Source organism: Bradyrhizobium sp. T-12 (assembly GCF_058314695.1).
Map to the genome: position 1 here is coordinate 3,096,008 of NZ_CM177756.1, position 19,422 is coordinate 3,115,429.

Consider the following 19,422-nt stretch of genomic DNA (forward strand, 5'->3'; position numbering starts at 1 on the left):
GGCGACGTTTCGCCTTGCGGGAAAGTTCCGATGTCCGTTCAAATGGTCTTGCTGCCGGTCTTCGTCCAGATCGGGCTCACCTTCGCCTTGCTGATCGGCATGGTTTTCGCGCGCCGCAAGACGCTGGTCTCGGGCGAGACCAAGATCCGCGACGTTGCGCTCGGCGAGCCGAACTGGCCGAAGGGCGCCACCCAGATCGCCAATTGCTACCGCAACCAGTTCGAGCTGCCGGTACTGTTCTACGTTCTGATCGCGCTGGCCTTGCCCTTGCGCCGCGCCGATCTCTTCATCGTGCTGATGTCCTGGGTGTTCGTGGTGACGCGCTTTGCCCATGCCGGGGTCTTCGTCTCCTCGAACGATCTCGGCCGGCGCTCCACGGTCTGGATCGCCGGCGTGCTGGTGCTGCTCGCCATGTGGATCTACTTCGCGCTGAAGCTCTTGTTGCTGATCTAGGCGCTCGCCCGCCAACGAAAGATAAAGAATGACCCCCGCTGCCCGGCTGTCCGCAGCCATCGAACTGATCGACACCATCGAGAGGGATCGCGTGCCCGCGGCCAAGGCGCTGAAGGAGTGGGGCACCGCGCACCGCTTCGCCGGTTCCGGCGACCGCGCCGCCATCGCCGGCCTCGTCTGGGACGTGCTGCGCCGCTACGCCTCGAGCGCGTTCCTGATGGATTCCGATACCGCCCGCGCGCGGCTGATCGGCATGCTCCGCCTCGAGCGCGACATGGACACGGCGACGATGGGCGCCTTGTTCGACGGCAGCCGCTTCGCGCCGGCGCCGCTGACGGAGGCCGAGCAGGCCGCGCTCGCCTCGCGGTCTCTGAAAGATGCGCCGGCCGCGATCGCCGGCGACTATCCGGAATGGCTGGATCCGCACCTTGCAAAAGTGTTCGGCGAGGACCGTGTAGCGGAGGCGGCCGCGATGGCGAGCCGGGCGCCGCTCGACCTGCGCGTCAACACGCTAAAATCCAACCGCGACAAGGTGCTGAAGGCACTTGCTCATCTTCATGCGAAACCGACGCGATGGTCGGTAACGGGCTTGCGCATCGAGCTTTCGGCCGATGCGCGCAACCCCGGCATCCAGGCGGAAGAGGATTTCATCAAGGGCGCCATTGAAGTGCAGGACGAGGGATCGCAGCTTGCGGCCCAGTTCACCGCGGCAAAGCCCGGCGAGCAGGTGATCGACCTCTGCGCCGGTGCAGGCGGCAAGACATTGGCGCTCGCCGCCCTGATGCAGGGCAAGGGCCGGCTGATCGCGACCGACCGCGACAAGCGCCAGCTCGCGCCGATCCACGAGCGGCTGTCGCGCGCCGGCGTCCACAATGCCGATGTCCGCACGCCCAAGGGCGAGGCCGATCCGCTGGCCGACATTCGCGCCTCGGCTGATCTGGTCGTGATCGACGCGCCCTGTACGGGAACCGGGACCTGGCGCCGCAACCCCGACGCCAAATGGCGCATGCGGCCGGGCGCGCTGGAGATCCGCCTGCGCGACCAGGCCGAGGCGCTCGCGCGGGCGGCTCCGCTGGTGAAGCCGGGCGGCCGCATCGCCTACATCACCTGCTCGGTTCTTTCAGAGGAGAACGGCGAGCAGGTGAGGGCGTTCGTCGGGCGCCATGGCGAGTTTTCGGTCGTCCCGCCCGAGCAGACCGCCAGCGTGCTCTGGGACCAAGCGGAGGGTTTTGGCGAGGCCGCGCTGCGCTCGGACGAAGGCTGGCTGATGACGCCGCGGCGAACCGGAACGGACGGGTTTTTCGTCTCGGTGCTGCGGAAATCGTAAGCCTGTGGAGGGTGAGCAAAGCGAAGCGCGCGCCTTCGCCCACCCGAGGTGTTCACCTCTCGAGGAGCTCACCTTGGCAGCTTGGCGATGGCCTCGCTGAGCTCGTGGATCTCATATGGCTTGCGCAGGATCGGGAAATCCCCGCGCACGCCGGCGGCGACCTCGCTGTAGCCGGTGGCGAGCAGGATCGGCAGGTTGGGATGGATCTGGCGCAGATGATGGGCGAGCGAGAGGCCATCCATCTTGCCGGGCATGACGATGTCCGAGAACACGAAGTCGACGCCGTTGGTCTCGATCTCGCGCAAGGCGGCTTCGGCGTCGGCGACGCGGCGCACGTGATAGCCGAGCTGCTCCAAGAGGCCAATGCTGACGATGGCGACGTCCGGATTGTCCTCCACCAGCAACACCGTGCCGCTGCCCTGGAACGCCGGCTCCCTAACCGTGTCCTGCGACGGCGCGTCTTCTCCGCGCGGCAGGACGATGGTGAACGTCGTGCCCTTGCCGAGCTCGCTTGCGACCTTCACGGTGCCGCCGGCCTGATGCGCGAAGCCGTGCACCTGAGAAAGGCCGAGGCCCGTGCCTTTTCCGATCGGCTTGGTGGTGAAGAAAGGCTCGAAGATCTTGTCGAGCACGTCGGAGGGGATGCCGAGCCCGGTATCCGTGACGTCGATTGCGACGAAATCGCCGGCGAGGGGCGCTTCGTCCAGCACGACATTGCGCGCGCGGATCGTCACCGTGCCTCCGTCGGGCATCGCGTCGCGGGCATTGATGACGAGGTTGAGCAGCGCGGTCTCGAGTTCGGAAGCGTCGGTCTTGACCGGCCAGACGTCGCCGCCGATGTCGAAGGCCAGCCGCACGGAGCTGCCGACGCCGGCATCGAGCACCTCGCGGATCGCCGCGATGCGTTCGGCGAAATTGATCGCCTGCGGGTTGACGCTCTGCCGCCGCGCGAAAGTGAGCAGTTGGTTGGTCAGCGCCGCGCCGCGCCTGGTGGCGGTCTCGATCGCGGAGATCGCGCGCTGAAGCTTGGCCGGGTCGTCGGCCCCTCGCTTCAGCATGTGGAGGCTGCCGCTGATGATCATCAGCAGGTTGTTGAAGTCGTGGGCGACCCCGCCGGTGAGCTGTCCCAGCGCGTCGAACTTCTGGGACTCGGCGAGCTGCTTCTGCATCGCCTCGAGCTTGATCTGGGTATTGCGGCGTTCGGTGATGTCGCGCGTGATCTTGGCGAATCCGACCAGTTTGCCGTCCTCGTAGATCGGATCGATCACGACGCTGGCCCAGAAGAACGTGCCGTCCTTGCGGACGCGCCAGCCTTCCTCCTCGTAGCGGCCCTTGTCCCTGGCGATGCCGAGCGCACGGGCCGGCTTGCCGTTGGCGCGGTCGGTTTCGGTGTAGAAGCGGGAGAAATGCTGGCCGAGGATCTCTTCGGGTGAATAGCCCTTGATGCGTTCGCCGCCGATGTTCCAGCTGGTGATGGTCCCCTTGGGATCGAGCATGTAGAGGGCGTAGTCCGCAACTCCCTCAACCAACAGCCGGAAACTGCGTTCGCTCTCGAACAAGTCTCTCTGTTGACTGACTTTTTCAACCATTCCGGGACCCCGCCTCGACTGGAGCAAACGCCACAGGCGCCGGATGGTTCCCTGGGCCTGGAACATTTTTAAGCAGATTCCCAGCCTCGTATGCCGACGGCGTTGCTCTTGACAGCGGATCGGTCTTATCAGATATTTCTGTAATGACAGAAATGACCGGAAAGAAGAAACTCCCCGCCGCCGTCGAGCGCTTCATCCTGCATTGGGGCGACATGGGGGACGAGTGGGGCGTCAATCGCTCGGTTAGCCAGATCCACGGGCTGCTCTACCTTTCCGAAGCACCGATGACTGCCGAGGATATCGCCGACACGCTCGGCATGGCGCGCTCCAACGTCTCCAACTCGATCAAGGAATTGCTCGCCTGGAACCTGATCCGCCGGGTGCCGATCCTGGGCGACCGCCGCGACCATTACGAGGCCGAGACCGACATCTGGGAGGTCGCCGCCAGAATTGCGGCCCGGCGCAAGGAGCGGGAGCTCGATCCGGCGATCGCGGCGCTCAGGGCCTGCGTGTCCGACGCCACCGACGATCCCAACATCAATCCGGTCGCCAGCAAGCGGCTGAAGGAGATGCTCGCCTTCACCGAGCTCGCCGACCACTGGTTCATGCAGATGCTGAAGGTGCCGCGGCCGCGGCTGGTCGCCTTGATGCGGCTTGGCGAGAAGATCGTGAGCCTGCTGCCGCTGGGCAAGGTCAAATAGTGTCGGGAGGGTGCGATGACGTCGGCTCGATTATCAGGCTCCAGCGCACCTTTCTCCGTTTACACCAAACTGTTCGACGATCGCCGTTTCCGTTCGCTGTTGTCGGACGAGGATTGGGGCCGTCTGCCGCTCGCGACCTGGCGGCGCTTTTCCAAACGTGTCGCCGATGGCGACAGCGTGGTCTATGTCGGCGTGGTCGACGAGATCTCTTTCAGCGACATCGGCTGGTGGTTCGCGCAGGCAGCAAGGCTGATCGGCGGGCCGTTGCCGACCGGCCGTGACACCGGCGTGCCGATGATCGTGACCGTCACCGAGGACAGCGCGACCGGCGGCCAGACCTGGACCCGCATCTGCGCGCGCAAGCGCGGCTTTCCGCAAGTGATCCATTCCGCCAAGCGTTTCGCCGGACCGACCGGGCTCGAGGAATATGTCGGCTTCGGCGTCTCGATGGCGCTCCGGATCGCGGTCGAGGACGAGACGCTGACCTTTCGCAGCGCCGGTTATGGCCTCCAACTCGGCTCGCTCTGGATCCCGCTGCCGCAATGGCTCACGCCGGGCGACCTCATGGTGACCCATCGCGATCTCGGCGAGGGCGCCTTCCGTTTCACCCTCGATGTCACCCACCCGCGTTACGGCGCGCTGATCCATCAGTCCGCCACCTTCAGGGAGGCCGTATCATGACGCCGCTGTTGTGGACGCTCATCGCCATCCAGATCGTGATGGGTGTGTTCGACACCTTCTATCATCACGAATTCACCGAGCGCCTGGCCTGGCGGCCGTCACAGCGCTTCGAGCTGAAGCTGCACGGCATCCGCAACATGTTTTATGCGCTGCTGTTCCTCGTGCTCGGCTGGTTGGAGGTCTACGGCGCGCTGGCGCTGCTGGTCGTCGCAGTGCTGGTCACCGAGATCGTCATCACGCTGATGGATTTCGTCGAGGAGGATCTGAGCCGGAAACTGCCGCCGAGCGAGCGAATCAATCACACGCTGCTCGCAATCAATTACGGTGCCATTCTCGTGCTGCTGCTGCCGGTCCTGATCGAATCGGCGATGCAGCCGTTCGGCGCGACGGTCGTGTACCAGGGCCTACTCAGCATCGCCGCCACCGCCTGCGCGGTTGGCGCTGCGCTGTGCGGCGTCAGGGATTTTGCGGCGATGCGCCGGCTCGGCCGGATGCGGAGCGTGCCCGCTGCCGGGCTCGTCGAGAAACTGCCCGGTCGCAAGACCGTGCTCATCACGGGGGCCACCGGCTTCATCGGCAGTAGGCTTGCCGCGAGCCTCGGCGGGGCAGGACATGATGTCATTGCGCTGATCCGCACCCCCGCCAAGGCCGAAATGTTGCCGCCGCCGGTGACGCTGATCACCAGCCTCGATCAGCTCTCCTCGGAAACAAGGATCGATGCCATCGTCAATCTCGCGGGAGAGCCGATCGGCAATGGTCTTTGGACCGAGGCGAAGCGCGCCAAGATCATCGGCTCGCGTGTCGACATGACCGGCGAGGTGGTCAAGCTGATCGCGCGGCTCGACCACAAGCCCGACGTGCTGGTCAGCGGCTCCGCGATCGGCTGGTACGGTCTATGGGCCGACCAGGTGCTGACGGAGTCCGCGAAATCGCACGCCTGCTTCAGCCACGAGCTATGCGCGGCCTGGGAGCAGGCGGCGCGTCCGGCGGAGGAGCTCGGCGTGCGCGTGGTCTATTTGCGCATCGGCCTCGTGCTCGGCACCGAGGGCGGATTCATCACGCGCATGCTGACGCCGTTCGAGTTCGGCCTCGGCGGCCCGCTCGGCACCGGGCGGCAGTGGATGTCGTGGATCGAGCGCGACGATCTGATCCGCCTGATCGCCTATGTGATGGCAACGCCGGATCTCGCCGGGCCCGTCAACGCCACTGCGCCGATTCCGGTCACCAACGCGAAGTTCACCGAAGAGCTCGGCCGCCGTCTGCATCGGCCCGCGGTGTTCCGTATTCCCGGCGGCCTGCTGCGGCGGATCGGCGGCGGTTTTGCCGACGAGCTTTTGCTGGGCGGTCAGCGCGTGCTGCCGAACAAAGCGCTCAGCCGCGGTTTTGTGTTCAAGCACGAAACGCTGCGCAGCGCGTTCGAGGCGATTTTGTGAGACCTCAGTTGGCGGCGACACTTCTAAACGTCGCCGCCACCGCACGCAGCGCCGCAAGCTTCGCGGGATCGCTGACCTTCGAATGCAGCATCACCTTCGAGCTGCCGAGCTTCGGCAGCTTGTGCGCGGGCCCGATGTCGACCAGCCCGGCAGGTGCGATCCGGCGCGCCAGCGGTGCGACGGCAAGTCCGGCGAGCGCCGCTGCGACCACCGCGGTCACCCCGCCGCCGACGAAGCGTTCGCGCCAGGCAAGACCCGCCTTGTCGAGCGCGCGCACGGCAATGGCGCGAACGCCGCAGGGCGGGGCGAGCGTCGCAAGCGGAAGCGGCTCACCTTTCGGCAGGGAGAGGCGCCGTGCGGCGAACCAGCCGAACTCGTCCTCGGTCAGCGTCTCGCCGCCGCGGCGGCTGCCTTCCTGGCGGACGATCACCGCATCGAGCTCGCCTGAATCGTAAGCATCCTGCATCTCGCGCGAGAAGCCGATGGTGACGGCGAGGGTGAGATTTGCTGACATCGCGTGCAGGCGTTCGAGCAGCGGCACCAGTTCGGGGCCGGTCGCATGATCGGAGATGCCGAGCGAGAGCGATTGCGCGGCAGGTGCCTCGCCTGACAGTGCCCGGTCATGCGCCGCCATCAACGCGCGGGCGCGATCGAGGAAGCCGGCGCCGTCAGCAGTGAGCCGGACCGCGCGCGGCGACCGCTCGACGAGGCGCTTTCCCAGCAACGTCTCCAGCCGTTGCAGCTTGAGGCTGACCGCGGCCTGCGTCGTGCCGAGCGCTTCGGCGGTCCGCGTAAAGTTCTGGAGATCGGCGACCAGCAGGAAGGCCTTGATGGTGGAGATGTCGAGTGTGGCTGCCATTATGAAGTCTTATCACTGGTATCAATAGAGATAAGATACCAAAATGAAGGCCGCGGGTCTAGCTTCTCACCGACGCCGCGCAAGCAGCGCTGCATCTCGAGGAGAGCCACAATGCCCCTGATCACCGTGTCCTACACCACCTCCCGCCAGGCGCCGTCGCTGAAGGCCGACATCGCGAGCGCCGTGTCCGAGCTCACCGCAAAAATCCTGCATAAGGATCCGAAAGTCACCGCCATTATCGTCAAGTCGGTGGATGCCGATGACTGGTTTGCCGGCGGCAAGTCGCTGGCCGAGCAGAAGCTCGCGAGCTACTGGCTCGACATCCACGTCAGCGAAGGCACCAACACCAAGGACGAGAAGGCGGCCTATCTCGCTGCGATGTTCAAGCGCATGGCCGAGATTCTCGGGCCGCTGCATCCCGAGACCTATGCGCATGTCGACGAGGTCAAGAGTGACGCCTACGGCTTTGGCGGCCTGACCCAGGAGCGGCGCTACATCGCCGGCAAGCTCGAGGTGCCGCTGCAGACGGCGTGAGGCTGCAGGCCGCGGGTGAGGCGTCTCACCCACGGCCCGATCGTCAGCTCGCGGTGCGGAACTGGACTTCGGAATTGTTCAAAAAGCATGCCTTGTCGAACAGCGTCAGGTCCAGCGGGTTGGGCAGCCTGACGTCGCCGAGATCAGGGCAGGGCTTGACCTGGGGATCATAGGATCGGTCGATCTGTGAGATGAAGACGACGATCAGTCCCCGGTCGCGCGCGAAGGACTTCAGTGCGCGCACCTGAACGGTAAGGTCGGGGTTTTCCCGCCTCTGGTCGAGCAGCTGCAGATAATCGATCACCACGACCGTGCCACGGGGCGCTGCTGCCATCTGCTTGACGACGTAATCGGCGCTGATGGCGTCGGAGCAGTCGACCTCGAAGAGGTCATCGAATTGCGCGGGCTCGACGCCGATCGCACGCAAGCGATCGAAAACATCCTGCTCGGTATATTCGAGCGAGAAGAACGCGGCGCGGTGGCCCGACTTCATGGCCTCCACGGCAAGCTCGAGGCTCATCAAAGTCTTGCCCTGACCGGGCCGCGCGCCGACGAGCACGAGGTCGCCGGGGTGGAATTGAGGGAACAGCCTGTTCGCCGGCGTCATCGCGGCAGCTTTCGCCGCGAGCATGCTCCAGGCGGAAAACCCTTCCGTCGCAGCGACGCGGTCGAGTGCATCGTGCAGCGGAATGTTTTCGTCGCGGGACAGGCGCTTTGCTTCTCGCTTCAGATGATAGATCGGCGCAGAGAGTCTCATCGTCAAAACCTCCCATTGCGAGCAGGTAACGCAATCCCTCCTTATGCCCAGCGCTCGAACAGTCGGTCCGATGATCTCATCGCCCTGCATGAGGTCTGCTTTCCCGGCGGAGGGGGGAGGCGTGGGCGGCACCTGACTTGAGAATGGCCGATTCTGCGGCGGCGGAGAACGCGAGACAGTGCGTCTTCAACAGGACTAGATCAGGCGGCCGCTTCCGCCACCGGCGCACGGGTCGGCCCGAACAGCTGCTCGAACGCCTGGCGCAGCGCGATATCGACGTCCGCCATGGTCACGAGCTGGCCGAGGTCGACCAGCGAGGTGACGCCGTAGCGGGGATCGACGACCCCGCACGGCACGATGCCGGCGAAATGCGACAGCTCCGGCTCGACATTGATGGCGATGCCGTGGAACGAGACCCAGCGCTTCAACCGCACGCCGATCGCCGCGATCTTGTCCTCGTGCTCAGGCCCCTTGTCGGGGCGCTTCACCCAGACGCCGACCCGGTCCTCGCGCCGTTCGCCGCGGACGTTGAAGGCGGCCAGCGTCGTCAGGATCAATTCCTCCAGGCTCGCGACATAGGCCCGGACGTCCGGCCGGCGGCGCTTGAGGTCGAGCATGACATAGGCCACGCGCTGGCCGGGCCCGTGATAGGTGAGCTGGCCGCCGCGGCCGGTGGCGAAGGTCGGGAATCGGGCATCGAGCAGGTCGGTTTCCTTGCCCGAGGTCCCCGAGGTGTAGAGCGGGGGATGCTCCAGCAGCCAGACCAGCTCCGGCGCCTCGCCGGCCGCGATCGCGGCGACCCGCGCCTCCATGGCGGCGACCGCCTCCGGATAGGCCACCGGCGCGTCCGAGATTCGCCATTCGACGGGCTCGCCGCCGGCAGCGGAAAACGACGTCAAATCGAGCTTTTCGCGGGGGTTTTGAGGCGAATTAACCATTGGCTAACCATAACGTGGTGATGATCGCAGGTGCAAATGCCAAGTCCCTAGTTGCGGCGGTCCTGACAGTGCCCACTCTCGATAAAGTCACCGTGGATCTCATGGTCGTCCTCGGGACGACCACCATGCCGATCCATCAGGTATTACGTCTTTCCCGCGGCGCCATCATCGAGCTGGACGCAACCGAGGCCGACGAGGTCAAGGTCCTCGCCAACAACCTGCCGGTCGCCTCCGGGGTCGTGCTGGTGGATCGCAACCGAATCGCGGTCGAGGTCAAGCAGATGCTGCCGCGCTCGCCGGGCACGCGGTAGCCGGCCTGGGCACGCGGTAGCGGCCCCCGCATCGGGTCAGGGCCGATTTGGGCAAGGAGCCCGAACTTTCCTGCAAAGCTTGTGGAATTCAGGGCCTTTGCAGGCTTGTACCCCTCTGATGGATTTGTTAGATCGGCGCCGTTGATCCGGCCGGCCTTCAAGCCTCAAGCCGGCATCCCCAAAGCGCTCGTGGCGGAACTGGTAGACGCGCTGCCTTGAGGTGGCAGTGAGTAAAATCGTGGGGGTTCGAGTCCCTCCGAGCGCACCAAATCCTCGTTTGTCACTGAAATAGCTGAGCTTTTTTCAAAGCTTCATCGGGCATGGCACGACCTCGTGCCGCGCTGCTTTCGTCCGCCGCCCATCCCCGGCGTCAGCTCATCCCGGCCTCGATTCGGCGGGGCCGTGGCATATCCGGGCTCGGTCTGCTCGATCATCGGATGCATGAATACGGAACGAGGGCCGTCCGGATCGCATTTGCAGGTAAGCCGCCGCGGACGTGCCGCGGCATGCGTTCGCCGGTGGAGGACAATGAGAAACAGCGCGTCGGACGTTGCCGAGATCAGGGACGCCGTTCACCTCTGCATCGACATGCAGAACATTTTCGCTCCCGGCGGTTTGTGGGCGACGCCGTGGATGGAGCGGGTCCTGCCGACGATCGCTTCGATCGTTGCACGCTATCAGGCCAGAACTGTCTTCACGCGCTTCATTACCCCGGAAGATCCCGCGGATCGTCGCGGGCAGTGGCAGCGATATTTTCATCGATGGCACCAGGCAACGCGCAGGAATCTTCCGCCGTCCGCCCTCGATCTCGTGCCGGCCCTGACCAGGTTCGTTCCGCCGGCCGCGATCATCGACAAGCCGGCTTATTCCGCGTTCAGCAATCCCGCGCTTGCGACCTCGCTGGTCGACAAGAACGTCGGCACGGTCGTGATCTCGGGCGCCGAGACGGATGTTTGCGTGCTCTCGACGGTGCTGAGCGCCGTCGATCTCGGCTTCCGGGTCGTCATCGTCGAGGACGCGCTGTGCTCATCGTCGGACGTCGGGCACGACGCGCTCATGACGATGTATCGCACCCGCTTCCACGGCCAGGTCGACCTCGTGACCGCTGAGGAGCTGGCCGAGTTCTGGCGGGAGTAGGGTGCCATCGGCTCAATTGAAATTGTCGCCGAACATGTTGCGGAAGGCGGTGGCGACGGCCGCAGGGACGCCGGACTGTATTCCGGCGGCTGACCTGCGACCAGACCTTCGCGGCAGTGGCGGCGGCCGGGCGATCGGTCATTCAACGTCGCGATCATTTGGATCACCCTGACCGTCACCGGGGTCGAGCCTCTCCTTGGGAAGGGCTCGTAGCTCTTGCGGCTCTGACCGAGCGTCAGCGCCCTTTGGCACCACGCGCAACCGTTCCGCTTCTGGAACGTTATGGGGATAATCGCCCGGGTGCGATGATCTCAAATCGGTAAGGAGGCAACGAAGCGCTCCGACGCAATGATCAGGGAGAGGGCCCATGTTGACGCGGCGTCGAGTTAGGCAAACGGATCCATTGGAGATACGCCTTGCCGCTGAAGCGGAGCGGCTGCGCGAAGAAGCCAAATCGCTTCCGCCCGGCGCAGCCCGCGATGAGATCCTGCGCAAGGCGCGTCAGGCAGAGACGGGCTCCCAGATGAGCGAATGGCTGAGGTCACCGGGCCTGCAGCCGCCGAGCTAAAGGGTGTCGCGGGCGCAGCCTGCCAAGGCTGCACGCGCCGGGAACGGGTTAGATGTCGGCGCGTACCGATGCGCTGATGTCGTGGGCAGAAACCGGAAAAATGAGCGCCACGTCCATCGTCCCCGTTGTGTCCGGTTGTCACCCGGCGGTGCGCGTCGTCAACGCCGCTTCGCCGCTTTGGTTCGCCGGTTGTAGGGCGAGCGGTTGACGGGCCGCAGCGAAATGCCTTCGCGCTGCGCCTTGCTGCGGATGGCCGCGACCGGCCGCTGCAGCTTGATGCTCATCACGCCGGTCGGCGTGTTGCCCTTCGCGAGCTGCTTCAGTTTGCTCACGTCCGCGGGCGTCCAGGGCTGCCGCGCGCGACGCTTGTAGGCCGGGTTTGCCTTGCGCGGTCCCTTGCGGCCGATCGGTGAGCCCGGCCGCTTCCATGCTGCTTTTGCCATGATGATCCTCCTTCAAGTCGTTCTTGAACATACGAATCAGCATTTCGGTTCCGCCGCAATCGGCGCCGCGTGCCGCCGTTTGCGCAAAATCACGCAGCGTTAACTTATGGAAATGCCGGAACCGCAAATTGGGGCGGAAGCTGCCAGTTCTTTCCATCCGAAACCCGCTGTGAAAGTCACATGACCGCCAAACGCAACCGCAGGAAACAGACCCAATCGCTTCAGGAGCGGCTGGCCGCCTTCGCCGAAAGCGCTCGCGAGCGCGCGCGCAACCTGCCGCCCGGCAGGGAGCGGGAGATGCTGCTGCAACGCGCCAGGCAGAACGAATTGACCTCGAACCTCACGGACTGGCTGAGCGCACCCGTCTACCCTCGACGAGGAGGATGACCATGCGGAGCATCAAGCACTACCGCGCGTTCCAGATCGATCCGGACGGGCACGTGTTCGGATGCATCAACCTCGTCTGCGACGATGACGAGGAGGCCAAGCGCGAAGCCGCCGCGCTCGTGCTGGCCCACCGCATCGAGCTGTGGCGGCTGGACCGGCGGATCGCGAAGTTCGAGGCGCCACAGGAAGTGGCCCGCCAGTAACCGGAAGGAACCGCGTCGTGCGCCCCGGGTTGGTCGGAGACCGACTTCGCCGGAGCCAGTATGACGGACGCCGAAATTCGCCAGGGGATGCCGCCCGTCAAGCTGACGCGCCAGGAGTTCGAGCGGCGCTACAGGGCTCGCTTTGTCGATCCCGCCTTTGCCCCGCTGCAGCGCGAGCTCGATGCCATCGTCGCTGCGGCCTGGGACGCCTACAGCCATTCGCGCAAGGCGCCCTTGACGCGGAAAGCAGGCGAAGGCTTTTCCGATCCCGACTACGACATCGCCGTCGACTGGCTGGATGCGCGCGCAAAAATTCTCGAGGCCCAGCGGCGGCACGATGATGCGAACGAGACGCCGCGCATCCTTCTCATCAACGGCTCGGCCCGCAGCGAGCACACCTGTCCCGGCGAGATGTCCAAGACCTGGCGCTTGGTCAAGCTGGCCGAGCCTGTTTTCGTCGAGATGGGGTTTGCCGTCGACATCCTCGATCTTTCGCGCCTCGCCTCGGAATTCGGCAAGACGATCCATCCTTGCAAATCCTGCGTCAGCACCGCCATGCCGCTCTGTCACTGGCCGTGCAGCTGCTATCCGAATTATTCGCTGTCGCAGACGGGCGACTGGATGAACGAGATCTATCCGTTGTGGGTGGCCGCTCATGGCATCCTGATCGTGACGCCGGTGAACTGGTATCACGTGCCCTCGGGCCTCAAGGCGATGATCGACCGCATGGTCTGCGCCGACGGCGGCAATCCCGATCCGACCTCGACGCACGGCAAGAAGGCGGATGAAGCCAAGGCGCTGGAGCTGAAGGGCTGGCCTTATCCGCGCCATCTCGCCGGCCGTCATTTCGGCATCGTCGTTCACGGCGATGCCGTCGGTGCCGAGGGCGTGCGCCGTGCCTTGTCGGACTGGCTGACCGACATGCAGCTGATCTCGGCGGGGCGCTTCGCCGAGCTCGACGGCTATGTCGGTTACATGGAGCCGTACGCAACCTCGCATCACGCGCTCGATGAAGACGGCGAATTCCAGCAGGAGGTGCGGAACGCGGCGCGCGCGCTGGGCAATGCCGTCCATTTGGCAAGGAGCGGGCGCCTGCAGGAGCCCGGCGCCGGTCTCCAGGACCCGAACCCGAAATGACCGGTGCGCCCTTTGATTGCCTGATCGTGGGCGGGGGCCCTGCCGGACTGATGGCCGCGATCTATCTGGCGCGCTTCCGCCGCAGCGTCTGTGTCGTGGACGCGGGCGCGAGCCGGGCCGCGCTGATCCCGCGCAGCCACAACGTTCCCGGCTTCGTCCACGGCCTCTCAGGCACCGAGCTGATCGAGCGGATGTCGGCGCAACTGGAGGAGCTCGCCGTCGCGCGCGTGCAGGCCGAGGTCACAGCGTTGCGGCGGCACGGGGACGGTTTTGAAGCGAGCTGGAACGGCGACGCGCATGCCGCTTCCACCGTCATCCTGGCCAGCGGCATCGTCGACACCCATCCGCCGTTCGCGGAGTGGCGCGGCGCGGTCGCGGACGGGGTGCTGCGCTATTGTCCCGTCTGCGACGCCTTCGAGGCGAGGGGCCGTCGCATTGGCGTCGTCGGCCCGTTGCACCGCGCCGCCAGCAAGGCGCTGTTCCTGCGCGGCTATTCGCGCGACGTGACGCTGCTGGTGCCCGGGCAGGGTGACCAGAAGGGCGCAATCTCGGAGCTGCGCGATACCGGTGTCGAACTCGTGTTCGCGCCCGATCTGCATTTGCGGCGGAGGGGCGACGGCATCGAGGCCGTGTTCGCCGACGGCCGGACGATGCCATTCGACATGGTCTATCCCGCGATGGGGGCCGAGGTGCGTTCGCAACTCGCGGTGTCGCTGGGGGCCGAGCACGACACCGAGGGCTATCTGAAAGTTGACGCGCACCAGCGCACGTCGGTCCACGGCCTCTACGGCATCGGCGATGTCGTTACCGATCTGCATCAGATCTCTGTCGCCTTCGGCCACGCCGCCGTTGCCGCGTGCAACATCCACCACAGCCTGCCACGGCGTCTGGCATGACGGAACGAAGGGCGCGGCTTGGCCTTGAGTGAGAGGAACGCGCGAAGGACCCAATCCCATGCTGGAAGAGAAACTGAAGGACGCGATCATCGGCGAGTTGCAACGGCAGGCCGCCAACCGGCCGCAAGCGTTGCAGATCGATGGCGCCAAGGATGCGCAAGGCTCGGACGAGCTGACCGTCAACGGCAAGATCGATCTCGGCGCGCTGGTCATGGTGATCGCGGGATCGGTGGCGGGCGGGCCTTAAGCTGGCTCTTCAGCCGTATTCCTCGCCGATGCCGTATTCCCGGTAGATCTCCAGCGGATCGAGGTCGGGAAACAGGCGGCACTTGGCCTGGGCGAGGTGTAGGCTCACCGCCGCCGGCTCCTTGCCGCTCGAGAGCATCTTGCGGATGTCGTCCATATGCGCGTTCGGCCGGTGCTTGGGTTCGAGCTGCTCCAGCGCGACCAGGGCGGTCGCGAGGGCCTCGGTCAGAACCCACTCGTCGTGGCCGGTGATTCCCTTCTTCGGCATCGGCAGACCCCGGATGTGGCGGCAGGGCGATAGTCTATCGCGACTTCCGCCAAACCGCCATTGAGCCGTTGCGGGAGGCCGCGCCCTTGCATTATGGCAGCGCGTGGCTAAAAGGCGGCAAGTTGTGGGGCCGTGGTATCTTTGTTGAAATAATGTTGGCGTAGACGGACGCCTGCAGGGGTCGGCTGGCAGTTCCGGTCTGGGCCCTTGATCCTGCATTGGGCAGCACGATCCCGGTTGCCTCCTTCAAGGCTTGAGCCAGCATGGTTTTTCTCAGCTTCGTCTACCGCTTTCTCACCAATTTCGCGTTCATGGCGATGGTGTACTTCAGCCTGAACTTCATGGAGAAATATCCGAACCGGGCGATCCTGGCGATCCTGGTGCTGGTCTATGCCGCCATGCGCGCCGTCTCGACGCTGCGCGCGTTCTACTTCTACCAGAAGATCGAGAAGCTCGAGGCTGAGACGCGGCGCCTTCAGGGCCCGATCAACGACGGCGCCGGCGGGACGAACGCACGCAAGCAGGTCGTCGCCGACGTCGCGCGGCTGCGGCGCGACGGCGAGCTCAAGTCCTATATGGACCTGTTCTTCCTGGCGCTGATCGTGCTGCTCTGCGTCGCCGCCATCATGCGGCAGTGAACTAGGCGCGCTTCTTCAGACTGGCGACGCGGGTCGGGCGCGGCGTACCGTTCTTGACCTGCGCGGCGTGCTTGGGCGCGACCGGTGCCGCATGCGCGGCGTGCCGGGCCTGGGGCTTGGCTGTCTTGCTGGCCGTCTTGCCCTTTGCGACCTTGCCTCCGGCCGGCCTCTCCGCCGCCATCGCCATCCGCGTCGCGGCACGCCGCGACAAGGTCGTCGACAGCAGCACCTCGACCGAGCCTTCCGGAATCGCAAACAGCGCGCGGCCGGGCACGGGCAGGGTGGATGCGAGATCCATCTGCCCTTTGGTCCGGCGCGGCAGCAGCGATCGATGCGCGGCTTCCGCATTGAGGTCGGCGAGCGAGGGCGCCGGGAGCGTCCGCGTCTCCGTGAACACGAAGTGCGGCACGGCCGGCCAGCGCGCGATCGGCACCGTCTCGGTCGGCGGATGCAGCAGCCATTCCACCGGCGTGGTCGGCGTTGCCGGCCGGTCGGCGGTGGCCGGCACCACATGCACGATGCGATAGCCGCGCGCCTTGAGGTCGCGGATGATTTTCGGCAGCGCCGCCACGGTGCGGGCCTGGATGTCGTGCAGCAGCAGAATGCCCTTGCCCTTGGCCTCCAGCCGCTGGATCGCGAGCTGGTAGACGCGGTCGGACGAGACATGGCGCCAGTCGTCGGCCGGGAAGTCGGCGCTCCAGACCTGGATGCCGCGTGAGATCAAGTAATTCTCGACACCCTCGGCGCGCATCAGGCCGGGAATGCGGAAGAACGGGGCGAGCTTGGACGGGTCCGTCATCGCGGCCGAGGTCCACTCGATGCCGCCGTTGATCTCGGGCTCGAACTTCTCGAGCGGCATCCGGTCGAAGGTCAGCGGATGGTTCATGCTGTGGGTGCCGACGGTGTGCCCCGCCGCCACCAGCTTGCGCACGCCTTCCGGGTTCGCCTTGGCTTGGCTGCCGATGATGAAGAAGGTCGCCTTGATGCACTCGTCGTCGAGCATCTTGAGGACCTGGTTGGAATATTTCGGCAGCGGTCCGTCGTCGAAGGTCAGAACGACTTCGTGGTCCTTCAGCGGCAGCGTCTCGCGGTACTGCATGGTGCCGATGCGCGGGTGCTCGCGCGGATCGACCACGAGGGTGCGGGAGGTTCCGAGCGCGTCGGGATGGCCCGGACAGTCGGCCGCGAGCGCCGCCGGCGATCCGACGGTGAACAACCCGAGGCAAAGGACGATCCACGATCGCGTCCGCAATACAACGCTACTTCCGATCATGAACCCGGTCTGCCCTCATATGCGATTGCCGCCATAGTAGGTCGGAGACATCAGGAAACGGTTCAGGCGCCAGAGGCCCTTTCCGCCACAAGATCCCCGTCCATTTGCAGGGCGTAGCATGAACAGAGTGTTAATAGGCCTCAAATCACCCCATTTTGCGTGGGCGTGACATTCCGGCATCAGCGCGCATCGGCATTCTTCTGCGGCGGGGCTGACGGTACGATGTGGACGATCCGGTAGCCGTTCTCGCGCAGATAGCGCAGGAAGGCCGGCATGATCGCGGCGGTGCGGGCCTTGGGGTCGTGGAAGAGGACGATGCCCTTGCCGCTCGCGGCGAGGCGCTCCGTGACGAGCTTCAATTCCTGCTCCGGCGTCATCTCGTTCCAGTCGCTGGCCCACAGATCGGCCCCGAGCACGACGATGCCGCGCGATTGCAGCAGGTCGAGCTGGGCCGGCGTGCCCTCGAAATAGGGAAAGCGGAAGAACGGCGTCGATGGCGTCGTCGTCGCGGCCCCGTGCAGCGCCGTCTCGACGGCGGCGATGCCGCGGTCGATCTCGCTCCTGGCCTTGTCGAACGGGATCCGCGCCATGAACGGATGCGAGTAGGTGTGATGGCCGATGGTGTGGCCCTCGCGCGCGATGCGCTTGACCATGTCAGGCTGCTGGGAGGCGTGCAGGCCGATCAGGAAGAAGGTCGCGCGCACGCATTCCTGCGCCAGCGCCGCCAGCACCTTCGACGTCGTCGGCGGGTTCGGTCCGTCGTCGAAGGTCAGCACGACCTCGCGATCGGCCAGCGGCAGCGTCTGCGGAAAGCTCTTCAGGCCGACGCGCGGATATGTCTTGGCATCGACGCTCAGCACGCGCGAGGTGCCGAGCGCATCCTTGCGCGGGCACTCGGCGGCCTCCGTCGCGGCGATGCCGGCGAGTGCTGCGAGGGTCGCTGCCACCGCCATCGAGGTCCACCTCAGTCGAAGCATCTTTGTCATTGCGCTCGGAGTTGCCTTGTGGGTATTGCCTGAACCGTCAGCCCAGATCACCCGTTCCAACCTGTCAAACGGCGAGGCGCGCCATGGATGAACATATGGACGTGGCCGCACCCGTTGCGGATTCGGTACTCGACCACGTGCCGATGCGCAATGAAGACGGCGACATCAGGCACGAATTCGTCGAGGAGATCGCGCGTGCGATCGAGGCCGGCGACAGCGCCTCGCTGCGTGCCTGCGTCGCCGAGCTGCACGAGGCCGATCTCGGCGATCTCATCGGCGCGCTGGAGCCCGACGACCGCGTCCGCCTGGTCGAGCTCACCGGGGCCGACTTCGACTTCTCCGCGCTGAACGAGGTCGACGAGGCCGTCCGCGAGGAGATCCTGGAGGAACTGCCGCCGGAGACGGTCGCCGAGGGTGTCCGCGAGCTCGAATCCGACGATGCGGTCGAGCTGCTGGAGACGCTCGACCAGGCCGAGCAGGAGGAGATCCTCGAGAAGCTGCCGCTGAAGGAGCGCGTCGCGCTCGAGCGCAGCCTGCTGTACCCGGAGAATTCCGCGGGCCGCCGCATGCAGACCGAGTTCATCGCGGTGCCCCAGGATTTCACCGTGGGCCAGGCGATCGACTACATGCGCGAGACGCCGGATCTGCCCGACCGCTTCTACGAGATCTATGTCGTCGACAAGGACCAGCACTGGCAGGGCGCAGTCCCCCTCGACGTGCTGCTGCGCGCGCGCCGGCCGATCGCGCTGACCGAGCTGACCGACGAGGACCGCCGCCGCGTCTCCGTCCTGGAGGACCAGGAGGAGGTGGCGCGCATGTTCGGCAAGTACAATCTCGTCGCAGCCCCCGTGCTCGACACCCAGGATCGCCTGGTCGGCGTCATCACCGTCGACGACGTCGTCGACGTCATCGAGGAGGAGGCGGACGAGGACCTCAAGGCGCTCGGCGGCGTCACCAGCGACGAAGAGCTGTCGGACACCTTCCTGACCATCGCGCGCGGCCGCTTCAACTGGCTGCTGGTCAATCTCGCCACCGCCTTCCTCGCATCCTCCGTGCTCGGCCTGTTCGAGGGCCAGCTCGAGAAGATGGTCGCGCTCGCCGTGCTGGCCCCGATCGTGGCGAGCCAGGGCGGCAACGCCGCGACCCAGACCATGACGGTGGCGGTGCGGGCGCTGGCAACGCGCGAGCTCGGCGCCTCCAACGCCTGGCGCGTGGTGATGCGCGAGGGCCTGGTCGGCCTGATCAATGGTCTCGCCTTCGCGGTCATCACGGGCATCGCGGCGGTCGCCTGGTTCAAGATCCCGGGCCTCGGCATCGTCATCGGGCTTGCGATGGTCTGCAACCTCATCGCCGGCGCGCTCGGCGGCATCCTGATCCCGATGGCGCTGGAGCGCGTCAGGGCCGATCCGGCGGTGGCGTCGGGAACGTTCGTCACCACCGTTACCGACGTCGTCGGCTTCTTCTCGTTCCTCGGCATCGCGACGCTCTGGTTCGGGCTGAGGTAGGGCGTGTCCCGGGCGCGCTGCGGCGCGTAGCGCTGCGCAGAACCGGGGCCCAGAAGGCGGCATACTCCGGCGAGATGAGCCCCGGTTCTGCAGTGCATCGCGAAGGCGCGCTGCGCCGCGTCCGGGGCACGAGACCCATGCACGACCTTTTA

The 19,422-nt window shown here is 65.7% G+C and carries 24 protein-coding genes and 1 tRNA gene; 17 read left to right on the forward strand and 8 right to left on the reverse strand.

The window, feature by feature from the left end; translation table 11 throughout:
* Nucleotides 1-30 precede the first annotated feature (30 nt).
* Entirely contained in the window at nucleotides 31-453 is a 423-nt protein-coding gene (locus AC0WRY_RS14440) for an MAPEG family protein (protein ID WP_194407615.1), read from the forward strand.
* A gap of 28 nt (nucleotides 454-481) precedes the next feature.
* Nucleotides 482-1,780, forward strand: coding sequence for an RsmB/NOP family class I SAM-dependent RNA methyltransferase (locus AC0WRY_RS14445; protein WP_194407616.1), 1,299 nt, complete (start codon nucleotides 482-484; stop codon nucleotides 1,778-1,780).
* 68 nt (nucleotides 1,781-1,848) lie between these two features.
* On the opposite strand, the gene AC0WRY_RS14450 is transcribed toward AC0WRY_RS14445, so the two are convergent.
* Nucleotides 1,849-3,369, reverse strand: a complete 1,521-nt coding sequence (locus AC0WRY_RS14450; RefSeq protein ID WP_194407617.1) for a PAS domain-containing sensor histidine kinase — start codon at nucleotides 3,367-3,369, stop codon at nucleotides 1,849-1,851.
* Nucleotides 3,370-3,512: 143 nt separating this feature from the next.
* Here AC0WRY_RS14450 and AC0WRY_RS14455 point away from each other — a divergent pair, with 143 nt between their 5' ends.
* The 3 genes from AC0WRY_RS14455 to AC0WRY_RS14465 are packed head-to-tail and all read left to right on the forward strand — an operon-like array spanning nucleotide 3,513 to nucleotide 6,184.
* Nucleotides 3,513-4,070 carry a GbsR/MarR family transcriptional regulator gene (locus AC0WRY_RS14455; protein WP_194407618.1) on the forward strand — a complete coding sequence of 186 codons (558 nt, stop codon included), beginning with the start codon at nucleotides 3,513-3,515 and terminating at the stop codon, nucleotides 4,068-4,070.
* A 15-nt stretch (nucleotides 4,071-4,085) separates the two neighbouring features.
* Nucleotides 4,086-4,751: a DUF4166 domain-containing protein gene (locus AC0WRY_RS14460; RefSeq protein WP_194407619.1), complete on the forward strand. Its 666-nt coding sequence runs from the start codon at nucleotides 4,086-4,088 to the stop codon at nucleotides 4,749-4,751.
* Complete coding sequence (locus tag AC0WRY_RS14465; RefSeq protein ID WP_194407620.1) at nucleotides 4,748-6,184, forward strand: TIGR01777 family oxidoreductase; 1,437 nt, start codon at nucleotides 4,748-4,750, stop codon at nucleotides 6,182-6,184. The genes AC0WRY_RS14460 and AC0WRY_RS14465 overlap by 4 nt, the downstream gene beginning before the upstream one ends.
* 4 nt (nucleotides 6,185-6,188) lie before the next feature.
* On the opposite strand, the gene AC0WRY_RS14470 is transcribed toward AC0WRY_RS14465, so the two are convergent.
* Nucleotides 6,189-7,043 carry a LysR family transcriptional regulator gene (locus AC0WRY_RS14470; RefSeq protein ID WP_194407621.1) on the reverse strand — a complete coding sequence of 285 codons (855 nt, stop codon included), beginning with the start codon at nucleotides 7,041-7,043 and terminating at the stop codon, nucleotides 6,189-6,191.
* A gap of 111 nt (nucleotides 7,044-7,154) precedes the next feature.
* Here AC0WRY_RS14470 and AC0WRY_RS14475 point away from each other — a divergent pair, with 111 nt between their 5' ends.
* Nucleotides 7,155-7,577 (forward strand): tautomerase family protein, encoded by a 423-nt coding sequence (locus AC0WRY_RS14475; protein ID WP_194407622.1) that lies wholly within the window; start codon nucleotides 7,155-7,157, stop codon nucleotides 7,575-7,577.
* Between the two features lie 43 nt (nucleotides 7,578-7,620).
* Here AC0WRY_RS14475 and AC0WRY_RS14480 read toward each other — a convergent pair whose 3' ends face one another.
* Both AC0WRY_RS14480 and lipB read right to left on the reverse strand, forming a co-directional pair.
* A complete protein-coding gene (locus AC0WRY_RS14480) occupies nucleotides 7,621-8,334 on the reverse strand; it encodes a DNA helicase (RefSeq protein ID WP_491123271.1) in 714 nt (237 codons plus the stop codon).
* Nucleotides 8,335-8,534: 200 nt separating this feature from the next.
* On the reverse strand, nucleotides 8,535-9,272 hold the full coding sequence (lipB, locus tag AC0WRY_RS14485) for a lipoyl(octanoyl) transferase LipB (protein ID WP_491123272.1): 738 nt from the start codon (nucleotides 9,270-9,272) through the stop codon (nucleotides 8,535-8,537).
* 68 nt (nucleotides 9,273-9,340) lie between these two features.
* Here lipB and AC0WRY_RS14490 point away from each other — a divergent pair, with 68 nt between their 5' ends.
* From AC0WRY_RS14490 to AC0WRY_RS14505, 4 genes are all read left to right on the forward strand, one after another.
* A complete protein-coding gene (locus tag AC0WRY_RS14490; protein ID WP_018647371.1) occupies nucleotides 9,341-9,583 on the forward strand; it encodes a FliM/FliN family flagellar motor switch protein in 243 nt (80 codons plus the stop codon).
* 183 nt (nucleotides 9,584-9,766) lie between these two features.
* Nucleotides 9,767-9,851: transfer RNA gene (locus tag AC0WRY_RS14495), tRNA-Leu, on the forward strand.
* Between the two features lie 260 nt (nucleotides 9,852-10,111).
* The gene (locus AC0WRY_RS14500; protein ID WP_194407625.1) at nucleotides 10,112-10,720 is read left to right on the forward strand and encodes a cysteine hydrolase family protein; all 609 of its coding nucleotides are present in this window, start codon (nucleotides 10,112-10,114) and stop codon (nucleotides 10,718-10,720) included.
* A 367-nt stretch (nucleotides 10,721-11,087) separates the two neighbouring features.
* The gene (locus AC0WRY_RS14505) at nucleotides 11,088-11,288 is read left to right on the forward strand and encodes a hypothetical protein (RefSeq protein WP_194407626.1); all 201 of its coding nucleotides are present in this window, start codon (nucleotides 11,088-11,090) and stop codon (nucleotides 11,286-11,288) included.
* 158 nt (nucleotides 11,289-11,446) lie between these two features.
* Here the strand turns inward: AC0WRY_RS14505 and AC0WRY_RS14510 are convergent, their stop codons facing one another.
* Nucleotides 11,447-11,731: a hypothetical protein gene (locus AC0WRY_RS14510; RefSeq protein ID WP_057197072.1), complete on the reverse strand. Its 285-nt coding sequence runs from the start codon at nucleotides 11,729-11,731 to the stop codon at nucleotides 11,447-11,449.
* 180 nt (nucleotides 11,732-11,911) lie between these two features.
* Here AC0WRY_RS14510 and AC0WRY_RS14515 point away from each other — a divergent pair, with 180 nt between their 5' ends.
* The 5 genes from AC0WRY_RS14515 to AC0WRY_RS14535 are packed head-to-tail and all read left to right on the forward strand — an operon-like array spanning nucleotide 11,912 to nucleotide 14,601.
* Nucleotides 11,912-12,118: a hypothetical protein gene (locus AC0WRY_RS14515; protein WP_194407627.1), complete on the forward strand. Its 207-nt coding sequence runs from the start codon at nucleotides 11,912-11,914 to the stop codon at nucleotides 12,116-12,118.
* Between the two features lie 2 nt (nucleotides 12,119-12,120).
* On the forward strand, nucleotides 12,121-12,321 hold the full coding sequence (locus AC0WRY_RS14520; RefSeq protein ID WP_194407628.1) for a hypothetical protein: 201 nt from the start codon (nucleotides 12,121-12,123) through the stop codon (nucleotides 12,319-12,321).
* Nucleotides 12,322-12,381: 60 nt separating this feature from the next.
* On the forward strand, nucleotides 12,382-13,458 hold the full coding sequence (locus tag AC0WRY_RS14525; RefSeq protein WP_194407629.1) for a flavodoxin family protein: 1,077 nt from the start codon (nucleotides 12,382-12,384) through the stop codon (nucleotides 13,456-13,458).
* Complete coding sequence (locus AC0WRY_RS14530; protein WP_194407630.1) at nucleotides 13,455-14,354, forward strand: NAD(P)/FAD-dependent oxidoreductase; 900 nt, start codon at nucleotides 13,455-13,457, stop codon at nucleotides 14,352-14,354. The genes AC0WRY_RS14525 and AC0WRY_RS14530 overlap by 4 nt, the downstream gene beginning before the upstream one ends.
* A 58-nt stretch (nucleotides 14,355-14,412) precedes the next feature.
* Nucleotides 14,413-14,601, forward strand: a complete 189-nt coding sequence (locus AC0WRY_RS14535) for a hypothetical protein (RefSeq protein ID WP_194407631.1) — start codon at nucleotides 14,413-14,415, stop codon at nucleotides 14,599-14,601.
* A gap of 9 nt (nucleotides 14,602-14,610) precedes the next feature.
* Here the strand turns inward: AC0WRY_RS14535 and AC0WRY_RS14540 are convergent, their stop codons facing one another.
* Nucleotides 14,611-14,868, reverse strand: coding sequence for a hypothetical protein (locus AC0WRY_RS14540; RefSeq protein ID WP_194407632.1), 258 nt, complete (start codon nucleotides 14,866-14,868; stop codon nucleotides 14,611-14,613).
* Nucleotides 14,869-15,131: 263 nt separating this feature from the next.
* Here AC0WRY_RS14540 and AC0WRY_RS14545 point away from each other — a divergent pair, with 263 nt between their 5' ends.
* Nucleotides 15,132-15,506, forward strand: coding sequence for a hypothetical protein (locus AC0WRY_RS14545; protein WP_194407633.1), 375 nt, complete (start codon nucleotides 15,132-15,134; stop codon nucleotides 15,504-15,506).
* 1 nt (nucleotide 15,507) lies between these two features.
* Here AC0WRY_RS14545 and AC0WRY_RS14550 read toward each other — a convergent pair whose 3' ends face one another.
* On the reverse strand, nucleotides 15,508-16,779 hold the full coding sequence (locus AC0WRY_RS14550; protein ID WP_194407634.1) for a polysaccharide deacetylase family protein: 1,272 nt from the start codon (nucleotides 16,777-16,779) through the stop codon (nucleotides 15,508-15,510).
* 179 nt (nucleotides 16,780-16,958) lie between these two features.
* Nucleotides 16,959-17,732 carry a polysaccharide deacetylase family protein gene (locus tag AC0WRY_RS14555; RefSeq protein WP_194408265.1) on the reverse strand — a complete coding sequence of 258 codons (774 nt, stop codon included), beginning with the start codon at nucleotides 17,730-17,732 and terminating at the stop codon, nucleotides 16,959-16,961.
* 116 nt (nucleotides 17,733-17,848) lie between these two features.
* Here AC0WRY_RS14555 and mgtE point away from each other — a divergent pair, with 116 nt between their 5' ends.
* Nucleotides 17,849-19,270, forward strand: coding sequence for a magnesium transporter (gene mgtE / locus AC0WRY_RS14560; protein WP_194407635.1), 1,422 nt, complete (start codon nucleotides 17,849-17,851; stop codon nucleotides 19,268-19,270).
* Nucleotides 19,271-19,422: the final 152 nt, after the last annotated feature.